Source organism: Arthrobacter sp. TJ-254, from assembly GCF_058269175.1.
Window position 1 is genome coordinate 1 of the sequence record NZ_JBZCNF010000001.1, and the last position, 25389, is coordinate 25389.

Annotated in this window: 28 protein-coding genes; 8 read left to right on the top strand and 20 right to left on the bottom strand. The window is 65.0% G+C overall.

Translation table 11 applies throughout. The annotated features are described in order from the left end of the window. The 6 genes from AC4D14_RS00005 to AC4D14_RS00030 form a co-directional block, all read right to left on the bottom strand. Positions 1-519: serine hydrolase domain-containing protein (locus AC4D14_RS00005; protein ID WP_490899519.1), on the bottom strand; the 519-nt coding region annotated here is incomplete at its 3' end. Between the two features lies 1 nt (position 520). Next, a complete protein-coding gene (locus tag AC4D14_RS00010; RefSeq protein WP_490899521.1) occupies positions 521-757 on the bottom strand; it encodes a hypothetical protein in 237 nt (78 codons plus the stop codon). A gap of 71 nt (positions 758-828) precedes the next feature. Beyond that, positions 829-1632, bottom strand: coding sequence for a hypothetical protein (locus tag AC4D14_RS00015; protein WP_490899522.1), 804 nt, complete (start codon positions 1630-1632; stop codon positions 829-831). Next, a complete protein-coding gene (locus AC4D14_RS00020; RefSeq protein WP_490899523.1) occupies positions 1619-2380 on the bottom strand; it encodes an ABC transporter ATP-binding protein in 762 nt (253 codons plus the stop codon). The genes AC4D14_RS00015 and AC4D14_RS00020 overlap by 14 nt, the downstream gene beginning before the upstream one ends. Positions 2381-2593: 213 nt before the next feature. After that, on the bottom strand, positions 2594-3772 hold the full coding sequence (locus AC4D14_RS00025; RefSeq protein ID WP_490899524.1) for an AI-2E family transporter: 1179 nt from the start codon (positions 3770-3772) through the stop codon (positions 2594-2596). A 222-nt stretch (positions 3773-3994) separates the two neighbouring features. Next, the gene (locus AC4D14_RS00030) at positions 3995-4174 is read right to left on the bottom strand and encodes a hypothetical protein (protein WP_490899525.1); all 180 of its coding nucleotides are present in this window, start codon (positions 4172-4174) and stop codon (positions 3995-3997) included. A 291-nt stretch (positions 4175-4465) separates the two neighbouring features. On the opposite strand from AC4D14_RS00030, the gene AC4D14_RS00035 reads away from it, so the two are divergent. Then, complete coding sequence (locus AC4D14_RS00035; protein ID WP_490899526.1) at positions 4466-5683, top strand: sensor histidine kinase; 1218 nt, start codon at positions 4466-4468, stop codon at positions 5681-5683. Next, positions 5680-6345 carry a response regulator gene (locus AC4D14_RS00040; RefSeq protein WP_490899527.1) on the top strand — a complete coding sequence of 222 codons (666 nt, stop codon included), beginning with the start codon at positions 5680-5682 and terminating at the stop codon, positions 6343-6345. Before AC4D14_RS00035 ends, AC4D14_RS00040 begins: the two co-directional genes overlap by 4 nt. Positions 6346-6578: 233 nt before the next feature. Here the strand turns inward: AC4D14_RS00040 and AC4D14_RS00045 are convergent, their stop codons facing one another. The 5 genes from AC4D14_RS00045 to AC4D14_RS00065 all read right to left on the bottom strand — a co-directional run bounded on the left by AC4D14_RS00045 (position 6579) and on the right by AC4D14_RS00065 (position 13018). Continuing rightward, on the bottom strand, positions 6579-9149 hold the full coding sequence (locus tag AC4D14_RS00045; RefSeq protein ID WP_490899528.1) for an ABC transporter permease: 2571 nt from the start codon (positions 9147-9149) through the stop codon (positions 6579-6581). 1 nt (position 9150) lies between these two features. Next, positions 9151-9930, bottom strand: a complete 780-nt coding sequence (locus AC4D14_RS00050; RefSeq protein WP_490899529.1) for an ABC transporter ATP-binding protein — start codon at positions 9928-9930, stop codon at positions 9151-9153. A gap of 125 nt (positions 9931-10055) precedes the next feature. Beyond that, positions 10056-10799: a response regulator gene (locus tag AC4D14_RS00055; protein ID WP_490899530.1), complete on the bottom strand. Its 744-nt coding sequence runs from the start codon at positions 10797-10799 to the stop codon at positions 10056-10058. Between the two features lie 59 nt (positions 10800-10858). Continuing rightward, complete coding sequence (locus AC4D14_RS00060) at positions 10859-12043, bottom strand: sensor histidine kinase (RefSeq protein WP_490899531.1); 1185 nt, start codon at positions 12041-12043, stop codon at positions 10859-10861. 471 nt (positions 12044-12514) lie between these two features. After that, the gene (locus tag AC4D14_RS00065; RefSeq protein WP_490899532.1) at positions 12515-13018 is read right to left on the bottom strand and encodes a DUF4188 domain-containing protein; all 504 of its coding nucleotides are present in this window, start codon (positions 13016-13018) and stop codon (positions 12515-12517) included. 55 nt (positions 13019-13073) lie between these two features. On the opposite strand from AC4D14_RS00065, the gene AC4D14_RS00070 reads away from it, so the two are divergent. Further along, entirely contained in the window at positions 13074-13643 is a 570-nt protein-coding gene (locus AC4D14_RS00070) for a TetR/AcrR family transcriptional regulator (protein ID WP_490899533.1), read from the top strand. Positions 13644-13790: 147 nt separating this feature from the next. Here the strand turns inward: AC4D14_RS00070 and AC4D14_RS00075 are convergent, their stop codons facing one another. The 7 genes from AC4D14_RS00075 to AC4D14_RS00105 form a co-directional block, all read right to left on the bottom strand. Continuing rightward, complete coding sequence (locus AC4D14_RS00075; protein ID WP_490899534.1) at positions 13791-14375, bottom strand: DapH/DapD/GlmU-related protein; 585 nt, start codon at positions 14373-14375, stop codon at positions 13791-13793. Positions 14376-14662: 287 nt separating this feature from the next. Continuing rightward, positions 14663-14812, bottom strand: coding sequence for an SDR family oxidoreductase (locus AC4D14_RS00080; protein WP_490899535.1), 150 nt, complete (start codon positions 14810-14812; stop codon positions 14663-14665). 212 nt (positions 14813-15024) lie between these two features. After that, positions 15025-15987: a DUF5996 family protein gene (locus tag AC4D14_RS00085; protein ID WP_490900455.1), complete on the bottom strand. Its 963-nt coding sequence runs from the start codon at positions 15985-15987 to the stop codon at positions 15025-15027. Between the two features lie 60 nt (positions 15988-16047). Continuing rightward, on the bottom strand, positions 16048-16833 hold the full coding sequence (locus tag AC4D14_RS00090; RefSeq protein ID WP_490899536.1) for a MerR family transcriptional regulator: 786 nt from the start codon (positions 16831-16833) through the stop codon (positions 16048-16050). A gap of 103 nt (positions 16834-16936) precedes the next feature. After that, positions 16937-17599, bottom strand: coding sequence for an NAD(P)H-binding protein (locus AC4D14_RS00095; protein ID WP_490899537.1), 663 nt, complete (start codon positions 17597-17599; stop codon positions 16937-16939). A gap of 46 nt (positions 17600-17645) precedes the next feature. Further along, positions 17646-18203, bottom strand: a complete 558-nt coding sequence (locus AC4D14_RS00100) for a small multidrug efflux protein (protein WP_490899538.1) — start codon at positions 18201-18203, stop codon at positions 17646-17648. Positions 18204-18489: 286 nt separating this feature from the next. After that, positions 18490-19350, bottom strand: a complete 861-nt coding sequence (locus tag AC4D14_RS00105; protein ID WP_490899539.1) for an alpha/beta fold hydrolase — start codon at positions 19348-19350, stop codon at positions 18490-18492. A 90-nt stretch (positions 19351-19440) separates the two neighbouring features. Between AC4D14_RS00105 and AC4D14_RS00110 the strand changes: the two genes are divergently transcribed. The 3 genes from AC4D14_RS00110 (at position 19441) to AC4D14_RS00120 (ending at position 21515) form a co-directional block, all read left to right on the top strand. Next, positions 19441-19971, top strand: coding sequence for a CGNR zinc finger domain-containing protein (locus tag AC4D14_RS00110; protein ID WP_490899540.1), 531 nt, complete (start codon positions 19441-19443; stop codon positions 19969-19971). A gap of 143 nt (positions 19972-20114) precedes the next feature. Further along, positions 20115-20393, top strand: a complete 279-nt coding sequence (locus AC4D14_RS00115) for a DsbA family oxidoreductase (RefSeq protein ID WP_490900456.1) — start codon at positions 20115-20117, stop codon at positions 20391-20393. 171 nt (positions 20394-20564) lie between these two features. Next, complete coding sequence (locus AC4D14_RS00120) at positions 20565-21515, top strand: NmrA/HSCARG family protein (RefSeq protein ID WP_490899541.1); 951 nt, start codon at positions 20565-20567, stop codon at positions 21513-21515. An 88-nt stretch (positions 21516-21603) separates the two neighbouring features. Here AC4D14_RS00120 and AC4D14_RS00125 read toward each other — a convergent pair whose 3' ends face one another. Further along, positions 21604-22110: a MarR family winged helix-turn-helix transcriptional regulator gene (locus AC4D14_RS00125; RefSeq protein WP_490899542.1), complete on the bottom strand. Its 507-nt coding sequence runs from the start codon at positions 22108-22110 to the stop codon at positions 21604-21606. A 522-nt stretch (positions 22111-22632) separates the two neighbouring features. Here AC4D14_RS00125 and AC4D14_RS00130 point away from each other — a divergent pair. After that, positions 22633-23049: a nuclear transport factor 2 family protein gene (locus AC4D14_RS00130; RefSeq protein ID WP_490899543.1), complete on the top strand. Its 417-nt coding sequence runs from the start codon at positions 22633-22635 to the stop codon at positions 23047-23049. A gap of 185 nt (positions 23050-23234) precedes the next feature. Here AC4D14_RS00130 and AC4D14_RS00135 read toward each other — a convergent pair whose 3' ends face one another. Then, the gene (locus AC4D14_RS00135; RefSeq protein ID WP_490899544.1) at positions 23235-24212 is read right to left on the bottom strand and encodes a CPBP family intramembrane glutamic endopeptidase; all 978 of its coding nucleotides are present in this window, start codon (positions 24210-24212) and stop codon (positions 23235-23237) included. 373 nt (positions 24213-24585) lie between these two features. On the opposite strand from AC4D14_RS00135, the gene AC4D14_RS00140 reads away from it, so the two are divergent. Beyond that, the gene (locus AC4D14_RS00140) at positions 24586-25263 is read left to right on the top strand and encodes a TetR/AcrR family transcriptional regulator (RefSeq protein WP_490899545.1); all 678 of its coding nucleotides are present in this window, start codon (positions 24586-24588) and stop codon (positions 25261-25263) included. The last annotated feature ends 126 nt before the right edge of the window (positions 25264-25389 follow it).

Consider the following 25389-nt stretch of genomic DNA (forward strand, 5'->3'; position numbering starts at 1 on the left):
GAGCACGTCCCGGGGTGAGCGGTAGATGTCGCCTTCGGCGGACGCTTCGTTGACGATGAGTTCGGTGGTGTACTCGGGCAGGCCGCTGGTGTGTTGGAGCAGCTGCCGCACGGTGATGGCCTTCGGGTCGATCCCCTCTCCCCTGATGAGGCCGGGGAGGTAGGTGTCGACGCTTCGGTCCAGCTCCAGGAGTCCTTCTTCCACCAGCTGCAGGGCCACCACCGCGGTGAATGTTTTGCTGGCGCTTCCAATGCGCACTTCACCGTCTGCGGGGACCGGTGCGTCGGCGGCAAGGTCCGCGGTGCCGGCGGTGGCGGTTTGGGCGGTGCCGTCCGGGGAGGTGCGGGTGATGATCGCGCCCGGGTAGCCTTCCTCGACGAGTCGTTCAGCGATGCTGGTCAGCACCTTCGGTGCTTCCTCGGGGGCGTCCTTGGGTGCGGCCGAGGAGGTGCAGGCGGTGAACGCGAGCGACGCGGCCAGTGCGGTGGTGATGACCGCGGATTTGGGGGTGTGTTTCATGTCAGTGCTCCGATGCGGTGTAAAGGGTTGTTCCTGATGCTGCGCGCCTGCGGCGCCGGTGCGCCCGGACAAGGAATACCGCGCAGACAACGGCGATGGCTGCGGTGGGGCCCGAGAGCCCCGGGATGGGAACCAGGTTGGTGGCCAGAATGCTTGCGGCCAGTGCTGCGGTAAGTACCGCCCAGAGCACGATGGTGCGGCCGGGTTTCTGTCCGTGGACACGGGTGTGGTGGGTCATGGGAAAACCATTCAGGTTGGAGGGCTCGTTGGTGGTGGGGTTGCTTGGAGGGTGGGTGGGGGGTTGGTGGATTAGAGGCTGCGGCGTTTGAGGGTGAGGGCGGCGCCGGTGAGCAGGAGCCCGGTCAGGACGGTGAGGGCTCCGAGAGAGCCCGCGCCGGTGAATGCGCTGGGTGCGCTGATCAGGGCATGGGACAAGGTCACGGGCATCAGCTGGGCCCAGATCGGAAGGGTGCCGGTGGTGAGCTGGATGATTCCCAGCAGGATCGGTTCCAGGACCAGGACGGCGAGGGTGACCAGGACCGCGGTGAGCTGGTTCCGCAGCAGCAGACCGACGGCCAGTCCGATCAGGCTCAGGAACGTGATGGCCAGGACGCCGCGGCCCAGGGAGCCCAGAATGTCGGGCAGGGCCGCGGTCAGGGCGGTGCCGTCAAGGACCAGCGCCAGGAGCAAAGTGATGACGGACACGGCGGCGAGGATCAGTCCTGTTGCGGCGCCGATCAGTGCGGTGGCCCCGGTCTTGGCCAGGACGATGCGCTCACGGCGCGGTTGGGCCAGTGCCGTGCCGACCATGCCGCCGAAGCGGAAATCGCTGATCCCGGCCAGGACGCCCAGGAGGATGACCGCGATGTGGACGACCCCGAGGGAACCACTGCCTCCGAGGAGGTTCAGGGCTGCCAGCTGCTCGGAGGCCAGCGTCATATCGATGACCGGCAGTTCGCCGGCGACTTCCGGGCCCGAGGCTCCGCTCTGGGCGAGGTAAGGATTCAGGACGGTGGCCATGAGCTGGGTGGCCAACAGGCCAAGGGCCGCGATGAGGACCGCGATCCGCGGTGTGGGGATGGTGGTGAGTTTGAGGATTTCAGTGCGCAGCAAGGGTGGTCCGTTCGAAAGAGCTGATCTCCGAAGAGCTGATCATGGAGAGGTAGAAGTCCTCGAGGTCGCCCTCGGAGGCGGCGAGGGCTTCGGTGAGGGTGGTCGCTGAGCGGACCTGCCCATCGGCGATGGCCACAATGTCATCGGCGATCGCCGCGACATCGCCGAGGATGTGGGAGGACAGCAGGACACTGCCGCCATGGTCGGCGAAGGAGCGCAGGTAGTGCTTGAGCCAGTAAATGCCGGCAGGATCCAGGCCGTTGGCCGGCTCGTCGAGCACCAGGATCTTCGGGTCGCCCAGGATCGCCGCGGCGATGGCAACACGCTGGCGCATGCCCAGGGAGTAATCCCGGATCCGGCGGTCGGCGTCGGCGCTCAGGCCCACAATCGTGAGCACCTCCTCCACGCGGGCCGCCGCGTGGTAGCCCTGGGCGGCGGCGATCCGCAGGTGCTGGCGTGCGGTGCGCCCGGGGTGCAGACCACCCGCATCCAGGACCGCCCCGACGACCCGGGTGGGATCGGACAGGTCGCGGAAAGGTTTCCCGAACACCAGCGCCTTCCCGGCATCGGGGGCGATCAAACCCAGCAGCATACGGATCGTGGTGGTCTTCCCTGCGCCGTTGGGCCCAAGCAGGCCCGTGATGCGGCCGGCGCCGACGCTGAAGCTAACATCCTCGACCCGGCGGACACCGCGGAAGGACTTCGAGAGGTGCTCTACGAGGAGGGGTTCAATCTCTTGCGTGTTCATACTTCCAAGATGCCAGCTGCGCGCCCCCAGCACCCCAGCCCCAGGACCAGTCCTTCACTAGCCCCAGGGACAGTCCTTCACTAGCCAAAAGGACAGTCCGCCGCCGTCCGAGCCACGCACCCGCTGTGGTGCCCCCGATGCCCTACTTCGTTGACTTCGCCCAGGAATATAGGACAACAGTGCCGTCACCACGATGGGATACTTCGCGGCATCTCATGTTGATACCGATGAAAGACTTCCGCTAGCCGGCCCGGGGGTCTCTTCAGTCGTGAGCAGTGGAAACCTGCTTACGGGTTCGAGCATCTGCTCCCTGGCGTACTGGAATGTAATCATCACTACGGCGATAGTGGGTGTGGCGAGGAAGGCCCCTTCGATTCCGAACAGGGATGCGCCGGCTGCTACACCCGTGAGAACCACTGCAGGATGAAGCTTCAAAGATCGTCCGACCAGCAGTGGTTGAAGTACGTTGCTCTCAAGCTGCTGCACAAGCAGGACCAGGCCCAGCACGATCAAGGCTGTGATCCATCCTTCCGTAAGGAGTGCCACGATCGAAGCGAGGAGCCCGGTGGCTACTGCCCCAATAATCGGAAGGAATCCGCCGAAGAAGATTAACACCGCAAGGGGTAGAGCGAGCGGAACGCCGAGGAGCCAGAGACCGATCCCGATGAAGACGGCGTCAACAAGTGCTACTGCTGCCTGTGAGGATATGTAGGCCGATAATGTCCGCCAACTCCTCGATGTCACTTCCGCGGTATGAAGGAGAGCCGTACCTGTTGTCCACCGCAGAAGCCACCCCGAAAACCGGTCTCCGTCCTTCAAGCAGAAGAAGGTGAGAATCAACGACAGCAAGAAGGTCACGGTGAGGGAACCGACTGTTTCCAAGCCGATCGAAACCTGCGTCAGGACCTGACCCGCGTTCTCCTGCAGCCAGGTAACCGCTGGCTTCAGGACTTCGTTGAGGTCCGCTTTCGAGAAGGACAAAGACTCAGCGAAAGCCTCAAGGTTCTGAAGGTTCGCGGCCATCTGCGTTGACAGCTGTCGCACCCCGTTCGCGGACAACGCCGCGGTAGCCCAACCGATCCCGGCCGCAGCACCCGCCAACGCGACAATGGTGATGGCCGCCGCTGCGGCCGCTGGCATAGCGCGACGTAAGAACCGCGTGACCGGCCAGAGGACCGAGGTCAGCAGCAACGCGAGAATGAGTGGGAGAACCACCACCCACACCTTCGATAGCAAGTAACAGACCCCGATGACCGCGGTTGCGAGGATGAGTGCTCTGCCCAAAATTGCCGCTGCAGCTGTCAGTGCGGAGAGTAACGCTCCGCTGCGGATCCGTCGTATTGGCAGCGATTTCGTGGACGCAGCTGGCGTCACATCCTTGTCGTCCTCCATCACCTGATTTTGCTGCTTAGACATGCTTTTCCTTTTTCAATGCCGAATGACTCTTCCCTTGGCCGGTGCAGGTTCGTGATGAACGAATCTGAGTTGTCGGGTTGGTTTGCAGGGATGCTGAGGGCGTCGAGGAGGTTCCAGTACTGCGAATCGGTCGCCAGCAGTTCCTGATGTGTACCGAATGCGCGGACCCTCCCTCGATCCATAAGGTAGATGCGGCCGTTAGAGGCTGCGGCGTTTGAGGGTGAGGGCGGCGCCAGTCAGAAGAAGCGCGGTCAGGACGGTGAGGGCTCCGGTAGCGGCTGCGCCGACGGTGAAGCTAACATCCTCGACCCGGCGGACACCGCGGAAGGACTTCGAAAGGTGCTCTACGAGGAGGGGTTCACTCTCTTGCTTGTTCATACTTCCAAGATGCCAGCTGCGCACCCTCCGCACCCCAGCCCCAGGACCAGTCCTTCACTAGCCAAAAGGACAAGTCCTGCACTAGCCAAACGGACAGTCCTTCACTAGCCAAAAGGACAGTCTGCAGCCGTCCGATTGGTGGGACCTTCCCCGGCCTTGACGGGGCGTCCGGGTATGCCGGTGCGTTCGTGGTTGACTTATCCCGTGAAGTCCATGCGAACCCGGCGAGGGGCCCGAGACAGCGCGTCCGGCACAACGTCGGGGTCCGGCCATCCACGCTCACTCCAACGCGTGGTTGCCCTCCCCGCCGTCGTCCTCGCGGTCGCGATCGCCAACCTCATCATCACAAGCATCGATCCCTCGGTGCCGCCTCAGCCACTGCTTCTGACGGCGCTGCAGGCGGCTCTCGTAGCCGGGCAGGCCGCTGCACTTCTCTTTCGCTACCGTGCCCCAGCGCCAGTGTTCGCGATCGTCGTGATGCTGCAGACGGTTCTCCTCGTCACCGGCGGGGCGGACCTGGGGCTCGGGACCCTGGCGGTCGTGGTTTCCGCCTTCTACCTCATCCGGTGGGCACCACGGCCCCGGGCGTGGTACGTCCTGATGGCACTTGCGCTCACGAGCAGCGCCGTCGTCCTTGGGGTGGCACTGGGCGGAACCCAACCCCCGCTGCTCGTCTTCGCCCTGATCGCCGGGCGTCTGTTCTTCGAGTTTGCGGCACCGGCCCTGGCCGCTGAACTCGTCCGCAACCGCGCTTACCTTGCCACTGCTGCGCGTGAGCGGGACGAGATGATCCGCCGTGAACAGGTACGGGATGAGGCTCAGCGCCGGCGGGCCGAGCAGACCGCCCTCGCCAGGGAGCTGCACGACATCTCAGGACACCACCTCTCCGGCATTATCGTGACGGCGCAGGCGGCAGGAACACTGATCGAGAAGGATCCGCTGCGCACACGGGCCATGCTCCGTGAACTCGAAGGAGAGGCCCGGGCGATGATGATCGATCTGCGCAGGACTGTCGGTCTACTCCGCCCGGACCCGGAAACCGAAGGTGCCACCCCTGATATCCGGGCGTCCATCGGCACCCCGGGACTGGATGATCTGCCGGAGCTGATCGATGCCGCCGTGCGCCGCGGTCAAAGCGTCACTTTCGAATCGACAGGGAAAGCATCCCATCTCGGGCCGGTCGCCCAGGCGACCATCTACCGGGTGGTGCAGGAATCGCTGGCCAACGCCGCACGCCACGCTCCAGGGACTAAGTGCATGGTGACGATCGAGTACCTGCCCGAGGCCACTGTCCTGACCGCGGAAAACACGTCGACCGTCCACTACCGGGATATCATCTACGCTCAGCCGACACCGGTTCACGACCGGGCAAACCATGGATACGGGCTCGTCGGCATGCACGAGCGGGCGAAGCTTATCGGAGCCGAACTCACCACCGGGCGTACGGAAACCGGCGGCTGGAGCAACCGGTTACGAATCCCGAACCTCGTCCAAGGAGAACCACAATGATCCGTGTCCTGATCGCCGACGACCAGGTCATCGTTCGGGCCGGACTGTCGATCCTGCTCGACTCAGCCGCCGACATCACCGTCGTCGGGGAAGCCGAAAACGGTCGGGAAGCTATCCGGCTGACCACGGAGCTTCGCCCCGACGTCGTGTGTATGGACATCCGCATGCCCGTCATGGACGGCGTCGCCGCGACACGCATCATCTCCGCCGACGCCACCCTGAACAGCGAGATCCTGATCCTCACCACCTTCGACATTGACGATGACATTTTCTCCGCTCTCGAAGCAGGGGCCGCGGGCTTTCTTCTCAAAGGCGCCGACGAGGACACGCTGCTCAGCGCCATCCGCTCGGTCGCCCAGGGTGACGGCACCCTCGACCAGCGGCTGACACGGCGAATCCTGCAGGAGTTCGTGCAGCGCCGCCCACCGACACCACCAGCCGGGGTTCACAAGCCGCTTCCTTCGCCGCTCACCGACCGTGAAATCGACGTCCTGCAACTCCTTGCGCAGGGCCTCTCAAACGCCGAAATCGCTAAACAACTCTTCGTTGAACAATCCACCGTCAAATACCATCTCACCCATCTGCTCGAGAAAACCGGGTCCCGCGACCGCCTCCAGATTGTCCTCTGGGGCATACGCACAGGAACCGTCACCGTCGAGTAACAGGCGAGCCGGCCTCCACTGTCGTCCCCAACATGTGGGCGTGCTGCGAGTCGACGCGCACCGACACGCTGTTCGACCTGGAACAAGTAAGGCGAGTGGAAGGTGCAGAACTGGCGGTGACGGCGCTCTGGCACAGGGATGACCGTGTGGGCGTCAGCTTCCCCCTCCGGGCGCTGCTGCCACGCCGGTTGGTGTCAGCAGCGCCCGGCCAGGACCCCTTGCAGGGGCAGGGGTTATTCCACCGCGAGACCTTCCACGGGGGAGAGGCGGGCCGCCCGCCGGGCCGGGAGGACCGAGGCCAGCAGGCCGGCGGCCACGGCGGCCGCGAGGACAGCCAGGAGCTGCCCGACCGGGATGGAGGGACTGACAGTGGCAATAGCGCCGAGCGCCGACCGGGCGCCCAGCCAGCCATAGACGATCCCGAGAACCGATCCGAGCAGGGCGGCGACGCCCGCGATGAGTGCCGCCTCGATGGCGAGCGTTCCCCGCAGCTGGCTCCGGGTGAGGCCAAGGGCCCGCAGCAGTGAGTTCTCCCGGCGCCGCTCGAGCACCGACAGGGACAGCGTGTTGGCGACACCGATCAGTGCGATGAGCACGGCCACGGCGAGCAGAGCGGTCACGATCAGGAGCATGAAGTCGATGATCTGGTTATAGGCGGCCCGTTCGACCGCCGCTCCCGTGACCTGGTACTCAGTCACTCCGGTGGCGTCGACGATCCGCGACTGAACCTCGACGATCGACGCGGTGTCCAGACTGTCGTCGAGCTTGAGCCAGAAGGTCTTCCCCACGTAGGCAGCGAGATCCTGTCCGGTGAGGCTTTGCTCGAATGCCGGGTCTCCCGTGGCACCGGCATAGTTCAGGAGTGCGTCCGGTGGTGTCCCGCCGAGCTGCTCGGCTGTCTCTGTGGTGATGAGCGGCAGGAAGAGGGCGGCGTCGGTCGGTGTGACGGGCAGGGTTGACGGCCCGCCGCCTCCGTCAAGGGTCACCTCGGTCTGCTTCCAGGTCTGCGGGGCGAGGACCATGCCATCGGTCAGGGCCACGCCGGTGGAGCGGAGGACGGCAGAGACCACCTCGGCGTCGGCTGCGTACACCACTTGCCCGCCGTCGTCGGAGCCGGTCAGCATCACAGGGGTGAGCTCGACAACGCTCTGCACGCCGTCCACCCGCAGGAGTGACGGGGCGTCAAGGCGTTCCGGTGCCACGGCCGGGCCGTCCGGTGCGGCCGCACCGGACGGCCCTGCCACCGCGAGGTCGACGGCGTAGTTCCCGTCCAGTTCGCGCTCGAACGCCGTCCGGGCGGTTTGGGCGCCGACCATCATCATGGTTACGAGGGTCACCCCGACCATCAGGGCCACCGAAGAGGCGGTCGTCCGTGCGGGATTCCGCAGCACGTTGACCGACGCGAGCGTGCCTGCCACGCCAAGGGGCCGGGCGATACGCCCTACCACGGCGACGCTCCGGGGGATGAAGAAGGGTGCGAGGAGGACGATGCCGAGGAATGAGAACGCGCCACCGGCAACCGCGGGGATGATGCTGGCCTGCAGGGAGCCGAAGAGGAGCAGGGCACCCCCGGCGGCGATCAGCGCGGCCCCGCCGGCCAGCCGTGTCCTGCCGCTCCTGCTCTTCACCGGCGTTGGATCGGTGGGACGGAGCGCGGCAAGCGGGGCGACCCGCGTGGCCGCCCGCGCAGGGGCGACCGCTGCGATGAGCGTCATCACGACGCCCACGGCCATCCCGATCAGGACCGCTGACGCGGGTACCGCGAGCACGGCGAAGGAACCGGCGCCGGTTCCCTGTGCCAGGCCAACGAGGATCGCCATGACCCCGACCGCCAGGAGGACGCCGAGCACGGCGGATACCAGTCCGACGATGGCCGCTTCAACGAGCACCGAGGTTCGCACCTGCCGCTGGTCCGCCCCGATGGTGCGCAACAGGGCCAGCTCCCGTGTGCGCTGGGAAACCAGGACGGAGAACGTGTTCGAGATGACGAGCCCGGCGACGATCACGGCAACACCGGCGAAGGCCAGCAGGATGCCGGTGAGCCGGTCCGTGCCGTCGGACAAATCCGCGACGTCGCTCACCGTCTGGTCGGCAGCCGTCCTCACGACCGGTCCCGCTCCGTCCGGGGAAGCGCCGAGCGCGGCGGTCACGTCGCCGGTGACGGCGGCGGCATCGGCACCGGGGGAGAGCGCGAGCTGGACCCTCTGGAAACCCGCGGTGTCGCCGGTGAGTTCCCGCATCACCGCCGGTGACGCGAGGACCTGGACGGCGTCGGCCACTGCGGGATCGTCACTGGGCTCGATGAGGCCCGTGACGGTCAAGGCGTTCAACGGTGAGGTGGAGGGTGCCCCGGAATCGACGGCGACCGTGTCACCCGGCGCGACATTGAGCCGCGCCGCTGACGCCGCGTCGAGGGCGATTTCCTGCTCCCCCGAGGGATAGGACCCACGGTCGATCACCGCAGTCTCCAGCTGTTTTGGCGCGGCGTAGGTGAGGACGGCGAGGGAGGTCTGCGAACCCGTGGTGAGCTTGGCGAAGACGCGCTCGAGCGGATGGACTGACTCGACCCCCGGTACGGCGGTCAGGTCATCGACGGCGTCCGTAGGGATATCGGCGTCGGTCCCGGTAATGACGAGGTCGGCCCTTGCGTAGGACGCTCCGATGCTTTGGGCGAGGCTCGCTTTGGTGGTTGCGCTGACCATGAGTGTCGTGGACAGGAAAGCGACGCCGAGCATGACGGCGAGTCCGACGGCGATGAAACGGCGTGCATGAACGCGCAGTTGGGCGAGGGCTACCTGCAGCATGTCAGGCCCCCAGCTTCGCGAGGGCACCGAGGATGGCATCCGGCGTTGACTTCTCGAGTTCGCCGACCAGTGCGCCGTCCTTCATGAGGACGACCCGGTCTGCGTAGGATGCCGCGACCGGGTCGTGGGTGACCATGATGATGCTTCGGCCCATTTCCCGGGAGCTGCGGCGCAGCAGGGACAGCACCTCGGCGCCCGTGGCAGTATCGAGGTTTCCCGTCGGTTCATCTCCGAAGATGACGTCGGGGCGGGTCAGCAGGGCCCGTGCCACGGCAACTCGCTGCTGCTGACCTCCGGAGAGCTCGTGCGGACGGTGGGAGAGACGGTCGGTCAACCCCAGAGAAGAGGCGATCTGCTGCAGCCAAACCCGGTCCACTACCCCTCCGGCCAGGGCCACCGGCAGGGTGATGTTCTGCTCGGCAGTCAGAGTCGGTACCAGGTTGAAGGCCTGGAACACGAAACCGACCCGCTCCCGGCGCAGCCGGGTGAGTTCCGCATCGGCGAGTCCGGTGATCTCGGTCCCTCCGATCCACAGCTGCCCGGCGTCGATGCTGTCAAGACCGGCTAGGCAGTGCATGAGGGTCGACTTGCCCGATCCCGATGGGCCCATGATGGCGGTGAAGCGTTCCCTGCCGAAGTCGAGGGAGACATCACGGAGGGCATGGACGGCCGTCCCGCCGTGCCCGTAGCTTTTGGACACGCCCCGGGCTACGACGGCACTAGCAGGAGTAGGCGAGGCAGCACCCGAGCGGGCATCTGGTGTATTCGTGGAAATGGTCATGCTTCCACGCTAGGGGCAATGATTCCGGGGCGAATCAGCGCCAGGTCGCAGTTTCCGGCGCCGACGGTCATACCAGGGGATGACAGGGCCGGCGCCGACCGTGACCTGCCGGGAACCGGCCCCGGTCAGGGGCGGACGATGCCGGTTTCGTAGGCGATGACCACGGCCTGCACGCGGTCGCGTGCTTCGAGTTTCGCAAGGATCCGGCCCACGTGCGTCTTCACCGTAGCCTCCGAAAGGAAGAGCTTCAGGGCGATCTCCGGATTGGAAAGCCCCTGGGCGATCAGCTCGAAGACCTCATGCTCCCGGGGGGTCAGCCGGGCCACCGCGGCGGCGTGCACATCCTGGGCCGGTGAGGGCCTGCGCAGCAGCGGTGCCACGTGATCGAGCAGGCGGCGCGTGGTCGAGGGTGCAATGACCGCGTCGCCCCGGTGCACCGTCCGGATCGCCTCGAGCAGCTCCTCCGGCGGAGCGTCCTTGAGCAGGAAACCGCTGGCACCGGCCTGGATCGCCGAGAGCGCGTATTCATCGAGGTCGAACGTGGTCAGCACCACAATGCGGGGCAGGACAGCACCGCTGGCCGCGCCGGCAGCGGTGCCGGAGTCCGCCAGGATGCGCCGGGTGGCTTCAATACCGTCCATGCCGGGCATGCGTACGTCCATCATGATGACATCGGCACCGGTCACGGCACGTGTCCGAAGCGCCTCCTGCCCGTTGGCAGCCTCGCCGACCACCTCGAGGTCAGGCTGGGAGTTAATGAGCATGGCGAATCCGCTGCGCACCAGATGCTGGTCATCGACGATGGCGACCCGGATGGGTTCGGCCGCCGGGCCGACCTCTAGCGGGATTGTCCCTGCGGTGGTGTCCACTGTGGTTCTGCTTTCCTTGGATCGGTTGTCCTGGATGTTGTCCGGGCATCGGAGACAGCTCAGGCCTGGGTGTACGGGATAAAAGCCTCCACCCGGTAGCCCCCGCCGGAGCGTGGTGCCGCTGACACGGTGCCGTCGTAAAGGCGCACGCGTTCGGTCATGCCGGTGATGCCCAGTCCGGCTCCTGCGGTGGACGGGTCGGATGCCGCTCCCCGGCCGTCGTCGTCGACGGTGATGGTGAGCCCCCGCGGACCGTACTCGAGGGTGACCCCGGTGGTCGTGTTGGCCCCCGCATGCTTGAGCACATTGGTGAGGGCTTCCTGGACCACCCGGTAGGCGGTCAGTTCCGCACCGAGGGGAAGCGGCCGGCGGGGCGCTCCGATGCGGCGGTAGGAGACACTGACTCCTGCCCGACCGACCGAGTGAACGAGGGCATCGATGTCGTCGAGCGTGGGAAGCGGGCGCGTTGAGGCGTTCTCGTCACCGCGGAGGACCCCGAGCAGGCGCCTCATCTCGCGGAGGGAGCCACGCCCCGTGTCGGCGATAGTGCCCAGCGTCTTCGCCGCGACGTCCGGTGCCTGCACACTGGCATAGCGCGCACCGTCGGCCTGGGTGATGATCACCGACAGGGAATGGGCGACGATGTCGTGCATCTCGCGGGCGATATGGCTGCGTTCATCCGCGGCCGCCAGGTCGCGCTCCTGCTGGCGCTCGACCTCAAGGCGCCGGGCCCTATCCTCCAACGCCTGGTATGTCAGGCGCCGAGACCGGGCGAGAACCCCCATCGTCCAGGCCAGCAAGACGACGGATCCGATGAGGAACACGGGCGGGACCGTCGGCACCGGCCCTGCGTAATAGGGCCCAAAGAGCGGCCCGTATGACAACCAGAACCCCAGGGCGGACCCCACCAGGGCGGACCCCAGCCCGGCCAGGCCCGCCCACCGGGGGGCGTAGGCGGCCAAAGTGTAGACAGTGATCAGGATGACAACCTGCGCCGGTACCGGCGGAATCCCCGCAATCAGCTGCAGCGCCGAAACCCCGGCGATCATGCCCGCGGAAAGAAGCATCCGGGAGCGGCGCCAGGCCAGCGGAACCACCAGGGCCACCGTCAGAGGCACGACCAGGAGATGCCCGGCCACTGCGAACGGGGCGGCCAAAACGACAAGGAGGATCAAAGCGAGGCCGGTGTCGACCGTGCCCGGATGCGCGCGCGCCCAGCGCGCGATCCGGAGAAGGAGATTCATGAGAATCACTCTAAGGGTGACACCGCCGCGTCCACATCCGACCCAGGGAGGACCTTCCCGGGATTAGCCAACCAGCCAGGCGCAACCGGATCCGGCAGTGTGAACGGTGAGGCGCTGATCAGGATCGAGCGGAGGTGACCAACTATCGGTCGAAGGAGGTCGCTTGTCGACAGGCCAGGTTGCACCCGAAAGGGCCGCCCTGGCCATACCACCGTCAGAAGGAGATCCGTATCAGCGCCCATTAGAAAGTCTTCATAGGCGTGAGAGCCTGTCAGCACCCCTGCCTCCATTCCCTGACCCAGGGGCGTGCTGTGCCGGGCCTCGAGCGGTGATGGCACAGACGATGAAGCGCACTGTACAACGCTAGGAGGGCGATCCGCCGATGACGCTGACGCTTGGCCCGGTCGTGCACAGCGCCGGCGTCGGATGTTTCCTGTGCTGGGCGAGTCCGCGCGTCTTAGCCAAGACGGCTCATCCGGGCAGATGCCGACTGACCTCGTCCGCCGCCAAACGCTGGCGTGCGGTGTTCAGCCCCGCTCCCACCGGTACGTGGCCGGTGGCCGCTGCGAGCCCGAAGACCGGCATGTCGCTATACACGCTTTCCCTGCCACCCGGCATCGTCTCGTAAGTTTCGTGCCATACGCCGACGTCGCCGGTGCCGGCGGATTCGCGCATGAACCGACGCCAGGGCTCAAGGTGCGGCGCCGACCGGTCGGCCGCGAACCGCTGCAGATGCTCCGGGCTCTTCCAGTAGCTGACCATGATGGTCGTCCGCCCAAACCATTGCTGGTAGCTCAGCAATCCGGCCTCCGGCGTCTTGGCTAGGTGGGCAAGCATCTTGGGCATGGCCGCCCCCACCCGTGCCACCTTGCCATACTTCCACCACCGGTTGGCGCGCATCCCGATCAGGAATACAGTCACCGGGCCATCCCCGGGATCGGCAGTGAAACGTCCCGCGTGCACTTGTTTCGACATGCGCTTCTCCTTTTAGTAACACTGTTACAGAACAGTGTTATGCAATACTGGTCCTATGGCAAGACCCATAGTTCACGATGAGACCCTGCGTCGCAGGCTGCTCGACACCGCAGCCTTCCTAATCGCCCGCGGCGGCGCCGCCTCCGTATCGTTGCGCACTATCGCCGCCACCGCTGGGACGTCGACGACGGCGGTATATTCACTCTTCGGGGGTAAGGCGGAACTGTTGACTGCCGTGCTCGACGACGGCTTCGCTTCATTTGCCGCCTCCCAACAAGAGGCAGCCGCTGCCGGCCTCGAATCATTGGGCCGGGCCTACCGAACCTGGGCGCTGGAGCATCCGATCCTCTACGGCCTGATGTTCGGCGGCTCACTGGCCGGCCAGGTGCCGTGCCAGCCGACGCCGGGTGCCGCTGAGCCATCGATCGCGCCGCTGTTCGGCGCGGTCGCCGCGGCGCTGCCCGGAGCAACGGATGGTGAGATCGCCTCGATGGTCGGCGTTGTGTGGGGCCAAGTCCACGGGCTGGTGTCACTGGAGCTGGCCGGTGCGCCGGCGAATGGCTGGACCTGGGATGCGGCCTATGATGCCGCCATCCGGCAGATTGGCCGCTCGCTGGGGCGCTAGGGAAGGTCAGTCCTCAAGGATCCGGTGGACCACAGCCTCGGCGAGGACCCGTCTAAAATCCGGATCTCGTGACGGTCGGCCAGTATGTTCGTCAGCGTAACGCGCCTGTTCCGCAACGGGTTGTTTGTTTACATCCTGGTCAGGGAATCAGCCTTCCGGAACCGTGCCCACCTGCTTTGCCGGCACACCAACAACCACTGCCCCCGCGGGAACGTCCTTCGTGACGACCGCGCCCGCGCCCACTACGGCCCCATCGCCGATCATCACCCCTGGCAACACCGTCACGTTGGCCCCGAACCACACGCCTTTGCCGATCACAACGCGGGCCGGGTGCATGTCGGCCCGTCGGCTCGGCACCATGTCGTGGTCCAAGGTCGTAATGACGGCGTTGTGGCCGATGAGTGACCCATCACCGATGTCGATGCCGCCCTGGTCCTGAAACCGGCAGCCGCTGTTGACGAACACATCCGCGCCGAAGCGGATATTCCTGCCGAAGTCCGCGCTGAACGGCGGGAAGAGCTGGAACGACTCGGGGACCTCGCGCCCGGTCAGCTCGCTCATCAGGGCCCGCACCTCGCCGGGGGAGTGATACCGCCCGTTGAGCTCGGCGGTGATACGCAGCGACTCCTGGCTCGCGGCGCGCATAGCCTCATGGTGTGGTGAACCTCCGGGGATTGTCTCCCCGGCATCCAGTGCGGTGAGCAATTCGTCGAGACCTTCAATGTCGGCCATGTCCCCAACGGTATCGTGCCCACGGCCGCACCCGAGCACCCAACGTCAGCTGCTTTCTTTACGGCGCAGTAGTGCTCCTAGTCGTCGCTCAGCCTGCGCTCCCGCCAAGGCGTCAGAAAGTCTCGCGCCTCCTGAACGTAGGGCACACGCGCAAACGCGGGATGACTCTGCAAGAGTCATCCCGCGTGTCGAGCGCTGGACGAAGCAATACGAAACTCGAAGCTGAGAGAAGGGACCCTTGGGATGAGCAGGTTCAGGTTGGGTGCCGCTCTCCGTGCGGTACCTTCTCAGATTTGGGTCGTGCCTCCGGCGACGTGGATGTTCGAGCCGACGACGTAGCTGCTCTGGTCCGAGGCCACGAATGATACGACGGCGGCGGCCTCCTCCGGCTGACCCATGCGGCCCGTGGGAAACGTCGCGGCGACGTGCTCCTTCATGGTCCGAGCGGAATCCTCATCACCGAAAGCTGCGGTACCCCCCCAGAGTCTCAATCCACGCCGGCGACACCACGTTTACCCGGATGCCACGGTCCTTGAGTTCGGACCCTGCACTCGAAAGCGAGCGGAAGCTAAGGAGGGTATCCACTAGGAGCCACCCCCCTCTTGGAAACCAAATCAGCGTTGTGCTGGGGGATGTCGGACTACTGTTCCTATTGGGTGTGCCTGTCGAGCCGGTGCGGATTGACGAGGAGTTCCTCCTCCCAGGCCCCGGTGGTCGCCGCGGCACGGTAGGTGGCGCGCAGGAACTCGAGCAGGGTGGCGTCGGGGTCCGCCGCCGTCCGCACGGCCTCGTAGGGCAGCAGGAACTGGCGGAATTCGTCGCTGTAGAACGCCCCTTCGACGGCGATGGGTGCGTCCCGGTACCCCTCTGGCTCGGGATAGGCGTAGGAGTAGAAAGCTCCTTCCTCGCCGCCGCCGGCCCAGAAGCCGCAGCTCGAGAGTTCGTGGGAGTATCCCTCCTCCATGACCCAGTCGGGGCAGTTCGGGGCGCCGCCCGGGTGCGTGGGCGCGGGCCTGCCCGAGAAGCGCGTGCAGGCCAGGTCCATGGCGCCCCAGAAGTAGTGCACCGGGCTGACCTTCCCGAGGAACTCGGTTCTGAAACGGGTGATGACGCGCTCGGCCTGGATCAGCTGGCGCCAGTAGGCGGTGACGGCCTCCGCGTCGTAGGAGGTGTTGGCGTGGTCCTCGGCGAACGGGACGGCGGGATCCACCTCGGTGGGGACGGGCCGGATCGGCGCCTCGATCCCGAGCTCCGACAGCGCCGTCATGGTCCGTTCGTGGAACCGGGCGACGGACTGCGGCTCGAGGGGCACGCTGCGGTCCGCACCGGAGCTGCTGCGGACCAGCAGGCGGTGCGCGACGACGTCGAACTCGATGTCGAACATGCCGTTTCCATACGGTATCGACGACGTGCCGAGGCCTCGTGGCGTCACGTACAGCGGCACCTGCCACCAGTGGTTGACGAGCGGGGCATGCGCCATCCGGATCTTGCCGACAACCTGCAGCCACATGTGCAAAGTAGACTGCGTGTCCTGCCAATCGGCCACACGCAGCGAAGGCCATCCCTCGGCCGTAGAACTTGTCGCAGGACCCGCCTCACCGGTGTGCGGCATAGGTTTCGTTATGTCGTTGTGCATCCTGGTTCCCGTCGTTCGTAGATAAGCGTTTCGGTCTTAGGGCGTGGGTCCTTCGCCCTCTGCAGGGGGATCTGCGCCGTGCAGAAGGCCGTTGGCGATGATGCTGGCACGGGCGATAACATCCCGCTGGGCGGGATTGTAGAGTGCCTGGATTGCCTCGACAACGGTGTGCTGGGTTACTTCAGCGCTTTTGGTCACGTGGCCTTTCGGGTCGCTCAGCCAGGGGTAGTCGTTGAGTAACTTGGCCAGCGTGGGTGCGTAGCGTTCGGCGAGGTCCTGGCGCACACTCTCGTCCGCGTCCGGTGCCAGCGCGTCGAGGTCCGCGCTTGCCTTATCGGTGTCCGCTTCAACCATGTGGCGCAGGTCACTCATCGCCTCTTCGCTGTAGAGCTGGGAGTAGATCAGCACCAAGGACCGGTCCGCCTCCGACATTCCGGCTCCAACGTCCTCGAATCCGGGGGGAACGTCCGTCACCGACGATCCGTGAAGGATTGCCTGGATCTCGGCCCTGGCGCGCTGCAGTCGTTCGATGCTCACCCGCAGGTCGCTGTCGATCGCGCGCAGGGCCTCCGAGGACGAGTCGCCGTCGACGGCTACCTGATCGATCTGGTCGAGCGGGACGCCGAGGTCGCGCAGGCGTCGAATCCTCAGGAGGCGAACGAGGTGTCTGACCTGGTATTGCTTGTAGCCATTGGACATCCGGTCCGGCTGCTCAAGAAGACCGGTCTGGTGATAGTGACGCACAGTATTCACGGTCGTCCCCGCTAGATCGGCGATTTCCCGTGTGCTCCAACCCATCCCTGTCCCTACTTTCGGAATCATTTTCGGCAGTTAGATGTCGATGCGCGCCACCGCGGGTTCGTCATCCGGCCTCCGATCGATTGAACACCATGTTCTCACCATGCGCTCAAGGGAGGGATTCCCCTCACATTGACCGGTTCGGGATGATCGATCGGACCGCATCGACGATCGGCGTCCGGCCGCTGGTGAGTTCCAGAATCTGCCGGGTCACCTCCGGCTGATGGAGGAGTTCGGTCAGAACCTCTGCCACATCCTCGCGCGAAATATCCTCATGCATGGCCGCGGGGCCAAGGAAGACCGTCCCCTGGCCCGGGCGGTCCTGCAGGAGGGATGGCCGGAGGATCAGCCAGTCAAGGTCGCTTTGGCTGACCCTGATATCGACGAGCTTCTTGACCGCGAAGTAGTATTCCTCGTCGTCGCTGAGGTCCCGCTCGCGCCAGGCTTCTGGAAACACCGAAACGAGGGCGAATCGTTTGATGCCGGCACGATCTGCCGCGGCCAGGCTGTTGTCGACCGCGACACTGTCGATTGCGTCCGTCTGCTCTTTCGTGCCGCCATTCGAACCCGCGGCGAACACCAGCACATCCATGCCGTCCAGGAGGGGTGCCAACGCCGCCGCGTCCATGGCAGCCAGGTCACCGATATATGTGGAGACGCCGCGTACCTCCAATCGGCATTGCTGGTCTTCGGTGCGCACCAGCCCGGATACCTGGCTGCCCCTCTCAAGCAGACGTTCCGCAAGGAGCCCACCCACGGCACCGCTGATACCAATAATGAAGACTTTCACAGGCTCACTCCCTAACGTAGATATCGGACTCCGGCCGTCGGACGCCTTACCAGCCCAGCAGGCCCAGTACTCCGGTCGCGGCCGCGGCGACGGCGGCGGTCCACACGATGATGGCGATTGCCTGCCACAGCAGCACCCGCTGCTTGCTTACCCCTGAGGCGACGAAGAACGCTGCGGTCAGTTGCGTGGGAAGGGCCAGCGGCGCCAGCAGACTTGCCCCCGGCACACCGAACCTGGTCAGCCATCCCCGCAGGCGGGTTTGGCCCTTGGCCTGCCGGGCCGACCGCGGGGTCGATCCCGGGGTCGATCCCGGGGCCTCGAGCGTCTGGACGGTGCCGCCGAGTCCGCTGCGGCCTGCCCGCCGCGCGATGACGCTCTGGCGGAGGCCCGAGCTCAGCAGCACCACCACCAGGACGCTCAGGAAATTGCCCACCGCGCCGGCGATCCCTGCAACGATCGGGTTGACTCCCGCGATGATGCCCAGGGCCGCCGAGCCTTCGCCCTCGACATAGGGGATCATCCCGACAAGGCCCACACCCAGGGGCTGCAGGACCTCCGGGACCTGGTTCACGAAGTCCTGGAGGCCTTCAGATCGACTAGTCATGCTTATCTCCTTTACGTTTCCGGCCGGGAGTTCCCCCGCCGCCGGCCTGGCCGGGCCGTCGTGTGAAGGCCCTGAATGTGTTGACGTCGTCATTGAAGACCCTGTGCCAACAACACAGTCAAGGGGATGTGAGCAAACCCACGTTGCAGGAGCGGTGGCCGGTGTTGGACTCCGGAAGTCCCTCCACTATGATCACCCCGCGCAGCGCAGATGGACGGATCGATGAGGCAGCCGACCGGTACCGCAGAGCCCGCCACGGTATGTCGGTGTCAGGCTGCCGACGCCGCTAGAATTCAGCGCGCCAGCCGCGGATGAGTTGGGCGACCTCGTCGAGGTTCGATTCCAGCAGGAAGTGCCCTCCGTCAAGCAGCCGCACCTGGGCGTGAGGGGAGTCCTTCAGGAACGCTCTGGCACCGTCCGGGCCGAAGATCTCGTCGTTCCTGCCCCAAACCGCCAGGACAGGCACCTGCGATTCACGCAGCCACTGATGAACCGCCGGGTACAGCGTACGGTTCGTGTGGTAATCACCGAACAGGGCCAGCTGCACCCGGTCCATCCCTGCCCGGTCCAGAAGGGCGAGGTCATGCTCCCATGCGTCCGGATCAATCGTGGTCACATCGGGAACCCCGTGCTTGTACTGCCATTCCACGGCTTCCCGTTCGAGCGCCGGCCGCAGAGCGAGCTCATTCGCGGGGGACGGGTCGGCGCCATACGCCCAGATGGGAGCCCAGAAGTCCGGCACGAAGCCTTCCTCATAGGCGTTGCCATTCTGGGAAATGACCCCTTCAATCGACCCCGGGTTGGCCAACGCGAGCCGCCATGCGATCGGCGCTCCGTAGTCCTGGGTGTACACGGTGTACTTTGTGACGCCAAGGCCCGCCAACAGCTCGGCCGTTATGTCCGCAAGTGAGTCGAAGGTGTAGTCAAACTCATCCACCGACGGCGCCGAAGAGCGTCCAAACCCGATGTGGTCGGGCGCGATCACGTGATATTCGTCCGCCAGGGCGGGGATGAGGTGCCGGAACATGTGGGAACTGGTCGGATATCCGTGCAGGAGAAGCAGCACGGGCGCGCCCACCGGCCCAGCTTCCCGGTAGAAAATGCTGAGACCGTTGACTGTGGCGACCCGGTGATGAACTGCAACCATAACTAACTCCTAAAATAACCTATACTGGTTAGTGGAAATTTAGCACGAAGGTCGACACCCTTCACAGGTGAGCAACGCGAAAGGGTAAGGATGGCTTTGCAGAGTGCGGGCCCGGACGAAGACCTTCTCCTGGCCTTGCTGAACAGCGCCCCCGCCGTGGGCGGCCGGATCACGGAGGAGCTCGATGCGCGAGCAGCCGGAGAATTTGCGGTGAGGTTCGGCGGCATCGGCTCCGATGCCGAGCTGCAGCACCTGCGGCTCATGAGGCAGGTACTTCAAGACGTCATTCGGGGGGCCGAAGGGGCGACCGTGCGCCTGACCGAATTGCTCTCCGACATCTCTCTCGTGCCGGAGCCCTCTCCTGCAGGTATCCAGTGGCGGCTGGAGGCGGATCCGCCGAAACGGCTCGCAGCACGTGCGGCCATGGCGTGGTCCCTCTCCGCTGAGTCGACGCCGGGTCGGCTCAAGGCGTGCGCGAACAGCGACTGCAACCTGTTCTTCATCGATCGCAGTCGACCGGGGACCGGTAGGTGGTGCTCGATGACCACGTGTGGGAACCGATTGAAAGCCCGCGCGCATGCCAGCCGCCAGCGGACCAGCCGGGCCACGGACGCCCACTGACGCGGGGTCCGGATGGCGGCCGCCAGGTCGGAGCGGGACGCCGCCTCGACGGCTGATCCGATCAGTCACCAGCGAATGCACCCGGTAGCAATACACATCGCCCTCGCCACAATGGCCCCACAGGTGCGACCCTGCTGGGGCGGATCACCGAAAGGGGCCGGGGTCCTGGCCTCGATCTGAACTTCAACACCGCCCTGCTCATGAACACCTCACGCGCCCACCAGCTCATTCACTACAGCAAGACGCACGGCAAGCAACTGGAAGCGGAGGAAGCAGTCTTCGCCGCTTACTTCACCGAAGGCCGAAACGTCTCCGATCTTGAACAGCTCGGGCAGATCGCCGAGGGGTTTGGGCTCGATCGTCACGATGCCGTGCGTGCCGTGCGTGCCGTGCGTGCCCTGCGTGCCGAAGAACACCCTTGAGGCGGTGCGTTCGGACCAGGCTGTCGCCGGCCGCGCGTAGCTGATGCTCCTGGTCAATGGCCTGGGATGCGCAATGAGGGTCCGGAATAGAACGCCCGTCATTGTGGTTGACATGTCAAGTAGTTAGCGGTTCGATCAGCACCTCAACAATCTAGTGATGGGTAGCGAATTATGAGTGATCAGAAAATCATTGCAGTGGCCGGAGCGACCGGGTCCCAGGGAGGTGGGGTCGTCCGCGCACTTCTGGCCGATCCGCAGAAGCGCTTCGCAGTTCGTGCCCTGACCCGTGACACCGCTTCTGCATCAGCGGAGGCCCTGCGCCAGCTTGGCGCGGAGGTGGTCCGCGCGGACTTCGAGGATGAGCAGAGCGTCGTTGCAGCACTCACGGGCGCATACGGGGCGTTCCTGGTAACTAACTTCTGGGCGCATGGTTCCGCACGCCGGGAGCTTGAGGAGACTGCCGTTCTCGCCCGTGCAGCCGCAGCGGCCGAGGTGGAGCATGTCGTCTGGTCAACCCTCGAGGACACCCGCAAACTGCTTCCCCTCGATGACCCGCGCATGCCGGTGCTGCAGGATCACTACAACGTGCCGCACTTCGACGCCAAGGGCGAGGGCAACGCGCTTTTTGCTGAAGCCGGAGTGCCGACGACCTACCTGAACACAACCTTCTACTTCCAGAACTTTATTGAAGTTTTTACGCCTCGCAGAGAGGACGATGGCGCCCTCACGCTATCGCTTGCCTTCGAAGAAGGCCGGCTCCTTTCGGGGGTCGACGTTGCGGACATCGGCCGCGCTGTGTTCTCCATCTTCGCCGCTGGCGGGGAGTACATCGGCAAGACTGTCAGCCTCGCAGGGGATCACCTCACCGGCCCCGAGTACGCCAGCCAGCTCGGAGATGCCCTCGGCGAGCCCGTGCGTTATCAGTCGGTGCCCTACGACACCTTCCGGGGACTCGGCTTCCCCGGTGCGGATGAGATGGGCAACATGTTCCAGTACTACGGGGACTTCGACACCGAGTTCACCGGCGCCCGAGACCTGGAATGGCTTCGCCGGTTCATTCCTGGCCTAAAGGACTTCCGCACCTGGGCGGCAGAGAACGCGCAGGCGCTGAAGGTGGCATAGCCACCCGGCGCAGACAGTGATTAAGGGGGCATCACCCAAGCTAGGTGGTGCCCCCTTTACGGTGCCGTGAGTGTTCCTGTATTCCAAGTCACCTCAGGGACGCAAGGTGCGCTGCGAGGCTGCGCATTGCGTCTTCGAGGAGACTCAGCTGCGCGGCGCTAAGGGGGGTGACAAATATCTCGCGTATTGCGTGTAGATGCGGAGACGATGCCTTTCTGTAGAGATGCGCACCCTCCGCAGTCAACAAAATTTCAGCCCCACGGTGATCATCAGCCGCGGCCTGCCGACTGATCAGGCCGCGCCGCTCCATACGGCCAAGATGATGAGAGAGCCGGCTTCTTTCCCAACTGATGGTTTCCGCAAGCTGTGACGAACGCATGCCGTGCCCGGGCTGGTCGTACAGCGCGACCATGACGGCGTAATCCCCCGTGGACAGACCCGACTCCTCCTGAAGGCGCAGTGCGACGGACTGCTTCGCAGCCTCCGATGTCTCCATGAACACCCGCCAAGCACGCAGTTCACTTGCCGTTGGTGAGCGACGACTGCTCTCAGCGCCCAGGCCTTCGAGAGCGCGGTCTGAAGATGATTTTGACATGTCAACTATCCTAGTCCGAGCCGCCATTTCTTCCAGCCCCGCCAATTCGCCGCCAGAACCCGGCACTGCCCAGCAGGTACAGGGTCGCGCGGAGCTTGCCGAGCCCAGTTGGTCGCAGCGGGCCGGTTGGCCGGTCTACTGTCCAGGCCAAAATTGTCGGGTGGGTGAGATCGATGCCGTGGACGACTTCTCACATCACGGCCGGGTCCCACCCCGCTGTTTAGCGCATCCCGCAGTGTCCTGGACGCACGGCCCGCTCTGCCCGTGAGAGCCGGCGCCACCGCATCGCCGTTGAGGACCACAGCCGGCCTTTCCTGGCGCGGAGCGGCGAAGGGAAACTGGAAAACTCCGTCGTCGGACCAGCGGGTGGTGTAGCCCTTTATATCCTTGTCAGGAGAAGCCGTAGTGACTCCTGTGCCACTTCACGCGCTGTACGCATGGTCGACATATTGCCTCCTACATGTGCTTGGAACGGTATCGTTCCGAGCACATGTAGGAGAGAAGACCGAGCGGAGAAAAGTCATGAGCGATGACCTGACCAACGTGCAGCGTTTGCAGCACGGCCTCGACCTCTTCCTGTCGAAGGACGTGAAGGCCTGGACCGACTTGTGCACGGAGGACGTCGTCGCCGAGTTTCCCTTCGCACCCGAAGGCAGCCCGTCGGTCATCGAGGGCCGGGCAGCGCTTTACGAGTACCTGCGTGGCTACCCCGAGACGATTGACGTCCGCGAGCTCCCCACCACGACGATGTACACGACCGGCGACCCCGACCTCGTTGTCATGGAGTGGAGCGTGGCAGGAACGGTCGTGAGGACAGGCAACCCCTACGCAATGCGCTATGCGACCTTCGTGACGTTCCGCGCCGGTGAGATCGCGACCTACCGCGAGTACTGGAACCCGCAGGTCTTCCTCGCAGCCCTGGACGGCCAGGGCTTCTGATGGGTGGCAATTGACCGCTAGAAACCTGACCCGAAGCCCTGACGGCGCATGCCGCGTCCGCGTTGCCGACCTACGAGCCCGTCCCTACGACACCAAGCCTGAGGAACACCGAAGCGCGGTGGACCTAGCTCATAAAGGCGGAGCGACCATCGCTGAAGGTCATGGCACTCGTGAAGTCAGTCCAGTCATTGGGAGGCCTGGTTTGACCCGCCGGCAGGGGAGTCGGATCGGTCCGGGGAACGTTTCGCCCGTTCCATCAGCCATACCATGATCACCACTGCGACGTTCATGAGCATCAGAATGATCATGGCCGGCCCGGGACCGGAATCAACGCCCCGGTCGAGCGCGGTCGTGCCATTGTCGGAGAACACGGCGTTGACGATACCTGCGACGACGTTATTGGCGACATGGAACGCAATCGCCGCTTCAAGCCCTCCACTGATGAGCCCCATGATCACTGTGCAGGCGGAGAAGACAAAAAGATAACTGACAAACCACGGCTCCACGGACACATGAACCAGGGCAAACAAGGCCCCCGAGACGATAATGCCGACAGCGATCGTGGGGCGCACCCCACGGAACCAGGCCCCGGCCGCCGGGACGACCGCTCCCCGGAACAACACCTCTTCGCCTGCGGACTGCAACGGTGTCGCTAGCAGAGCCACGAGAAGGAGGAGGAGGGTGGTGGTCCCGATTTCTACGGAACCCCTGCCGGTCGCCTCGGGTGCGATCAGATTCATAACGAAAAGGCCTAATGCGACCAGCACGGCTGCGCCGAGGAGATAAAGGCGCAGGCGGCGCCAGTCGAAGGACCGGTTATGGCTGAACAGGCTTCGCCATGGGATATGTGCCAACCGGGCCATGAGCGCTGTGGTGATCAGCCCGGCAAGGGCGGTGCCCAGGCCGACCGCGAGGATCGTCAGTGGAGTAAGCACCGGTTTCAGCGGATCGGTGGGACCTTCGATCAGTGTCACAACCTGGAAAATCAGGATCTGCGCAACGAGCAAGGTCACGGGCGCCGCGATGAAGATGATCAGGGACTTCCACCGCTGCATCCGGATATGCACGCCAAAGGGCCGGGCGGGGATCGGGGCCGAGGCCTTCTTGCCGCTCTGCTCCTGCAGGGAGCGTGGCCGGTCCTGAGGGAAGGCGCCGCTGCTCACAGGACCACCGACCCCGCCGCACCCGCGCACGGCAGACCGGGGAAGAATCCCCCCATGTGACTGAACTGCAACCTCCGGCTCGGAGCAGAGCCGGGATCCCCGACGAGAAGCTCGTCCACCCGTAGAACCATCATGTGTTCCTCTCAAAATAGCGTCGGCCGACATCACCGAACCGCAGGTCGAAAGTGCTTCAACGAAGCACCGGGTTCTCGCTAAACGCGACTGTCACGGCACACTATCACGCCGTACTAGTACGGCGTGATAGTCGAGTGTTGTGCATCTATTGATAGGTATTCAGTGGCTCATCCTTTGGTGCGCACATTGGACGCGCTGGCTCGCACGATGTATCGCTAACATGGGACAGGAGGCACACATGGAGACACACGACGGCGGAAACGTCAGCTCACGCGAAAAGGTCCTTGCTGCCGCGGCAGCGATGATGGCCGAGAACCCCGCGGCGAACCTGAGCGTGCGCGCGGTCTCGTCGCGTGCCGGGGTGAGTGTCGGATCGCTGAGGTTCCACTTCCCCACCCAAGAGGCCCTTCAGGATGCCCTGCTGGCGCGGATCTACGACCACTTTTTCCCCGAGGACCCGATCCGCGATCCTGCGTCGTCCGCCCGGGATCGTCTGGTGGCCTGCCTTCGGCAGATCCTCGCTCCCTCCGGAGTGGGAGCCGAAGCCCGCAAAGCCTGGGAAGCGGTATATACGACCTTCATCAAGCCCGAACAGACCCCTGAACTCCGCTCGGCCTACGCGGGGATCGAGCGGGAATCTCTGCGTCGCGTCACCTACTGGCTCACTCTCCTCGCCGATGAGGGCGCCCTCGAACGGGCCGATCACATACCGAAGGCGCGGTTTCTCCTCACCGTCCTCAACGGACTCTTGTACGAGCGGGCCCTGCCCTCGAGCGGGTCGCTCCTGCAGTCCGAAACCGCCACGCTTTACCTCGCTGTTGATGCGGTGCTCGGAACCGATCGCATCGATGAAGCGCCAGCAGCGGCGGGAGCTCCGACCGGGCAACACGCCGGCGAGGCCGGTAGTGCCCCCTAGGTCCGTGCTGTCTCGGTCCGCCGCACAGCAACCGGCACCTCGGGCGGTCAGCGTGCCGGGAGCGTGCGGCAGACTCGGTGAGGGCCCCACAGCGTTCGCTCTGTGGAGCCCTCACCGAGGATTCTG

Bases quoted from the DNA above. Each gene is read 5' to 3' on its own strand.
- AC4D14_RS00010 (WP_490899521.1), bottom strand. From the start codon at position 757: ATGACCCACCACACCCGTGTCCACGGACAGAAACCCGGCCGCACCATC.
- AC4D14_RS00020 (WP_490899523.1), bottom strand. From the start codon at position 2,380: ATGAACACGCAAGAGATTGAACCCCTCCTCGTAGAGCACCTCTCGAAG.
- AC4D14_RS00025 (WP_490899524.1), bottom strand. From the start codon at position 3,772: ATGGAGGACGACAAGGATGTGACGCCAGCTGCGTCCACGAAATCGCTG.
- AC4D14_RS00030 (WP_490899525.1), bottom strand. From the start codon at position 4,174: ATGAACAAGCAAGAGAGTGAACCCCTCCTCGTAGAGCACCTTTCGAAG.
- AC4D14_RS00040 (WP_490899527.1), top strand. From the start codon at position 5,680: ATGATCCGTGTCCTGATCGCCGACGACCAGGTCATCGTTCGGGCCGGA.
- AC4D14_RS00045 (WP_490899528.1), bottom strand. From the start codon at position 9,149: ATGCTGCAGGTAGCCCTCGCCCAACTGCGCGTTCATGCACGCCGTTTC.
- AC4D14_RS00050 (WP_490899529.1), bottom strand. From the start codon at position 9,930: ATGACCATTTCCACGAATACACCAGATGCCCGCTCGGGTGCTGCCTCG.
- AC4D14_RS00060 (WP_490899531.1), bottom strand. From the start codon at position 12,043: ATGAATCTCCTTCTCCGGATCGCGCGCTGGGCGCGCGCGCATCCGGGC.
- AC4D14_RS00065 (WP_490899532.1), bottom strand. From the start codon at position 13,018: ATGTCGAAACAAGTGCACGCGGGACGTTTCACTGCCGATCCCGGGGAT.
- AC4D14_RS00070 (WP_490899533.1), top strand. From the start codon at position 13,074: ATGGCAAGACCCATAGTTCACGATGAGACCCTGCGTCGCAGGCTGCTC.
- AC4D14_RS00075 (WP_490899534.1), bottom strand. From the start codon at position 14,375: ATGGCCGACATTGAAGGTCTCGACGAATTGCTCACCGCACTGGATGCC.
- AC4D14_RS00080 (WP_490899535.1), bottom strand. From the start codon at position 14,812: ATGAAGGAGCACGTCGCCGCGACGTTTCCCACGGGCCGCATGGGTCAG.
- AC4D14_RS00085 (WP_490900455.1), bottom strand. From the start codon at position 15,987: ATGCCGCACACCGGTGAGGCGGGTCCTGCGACAAGTTCTACGGCCGAG.
- AC4D14_RS00090 (WP_490899536.1), bottom strand. From the start codon at position 16,833: ATGATTCCGAAAGTAGGGACAGGGATGGGTTGGAGCACACGGGAAATC.
- AC4D14_RS00100 (WP_490899538.1), bottom strand. From the start codon at position 18,203: ATGACTAGTCGATCTGAAGGCCTCCAGGACTTCGTGAACCAGGTCCCG.
- AC4D14_RS00105 (WP_490899539.1), bottom strand. From the start codon at position 19,350: ATGGTTGCAGTTCATCACCGGGTCGCCACAGTCAACGGTCTCAGCATT.
- AC4D14_RS00110 (WP_490899540.1), top strand. From the start codon at position 19,441: ATGGCTTTGCAGAGTGCGGGCCCGGACGAAGACCTTCTCCTGGCCTTG.
- AC4D14_RS00120 (WP_490899541.1), top strand. From the start codon at position 20,565: ATGAGTGATCAGAAAATCATTGCAGTGGCCGGAGCGACCGGGTCCCAG.
- AC4D14_RS00125 (WP_490899542.1), bottom strand. From the start codon at position 22,110: ATGTCAAAATCATCTTCAGACCGCGCTCTCGAAGGCCTGGGCGCTGAG.
- AC4D14_RS00130 (WP_490899543.1), top strand. From the start codon at position 22,633: ATGAGCGATGACCTGACCAACGTGCAGCGTTTGCAGCACGGCCTCGAC.
- AC4D14_RS00140 (WP_490899545.1), top strand. From the start codon at position 24,586: ATGGAGACACACGACGGCGGAAACGTCAGCTCACGCGAAAAGGTCCTT.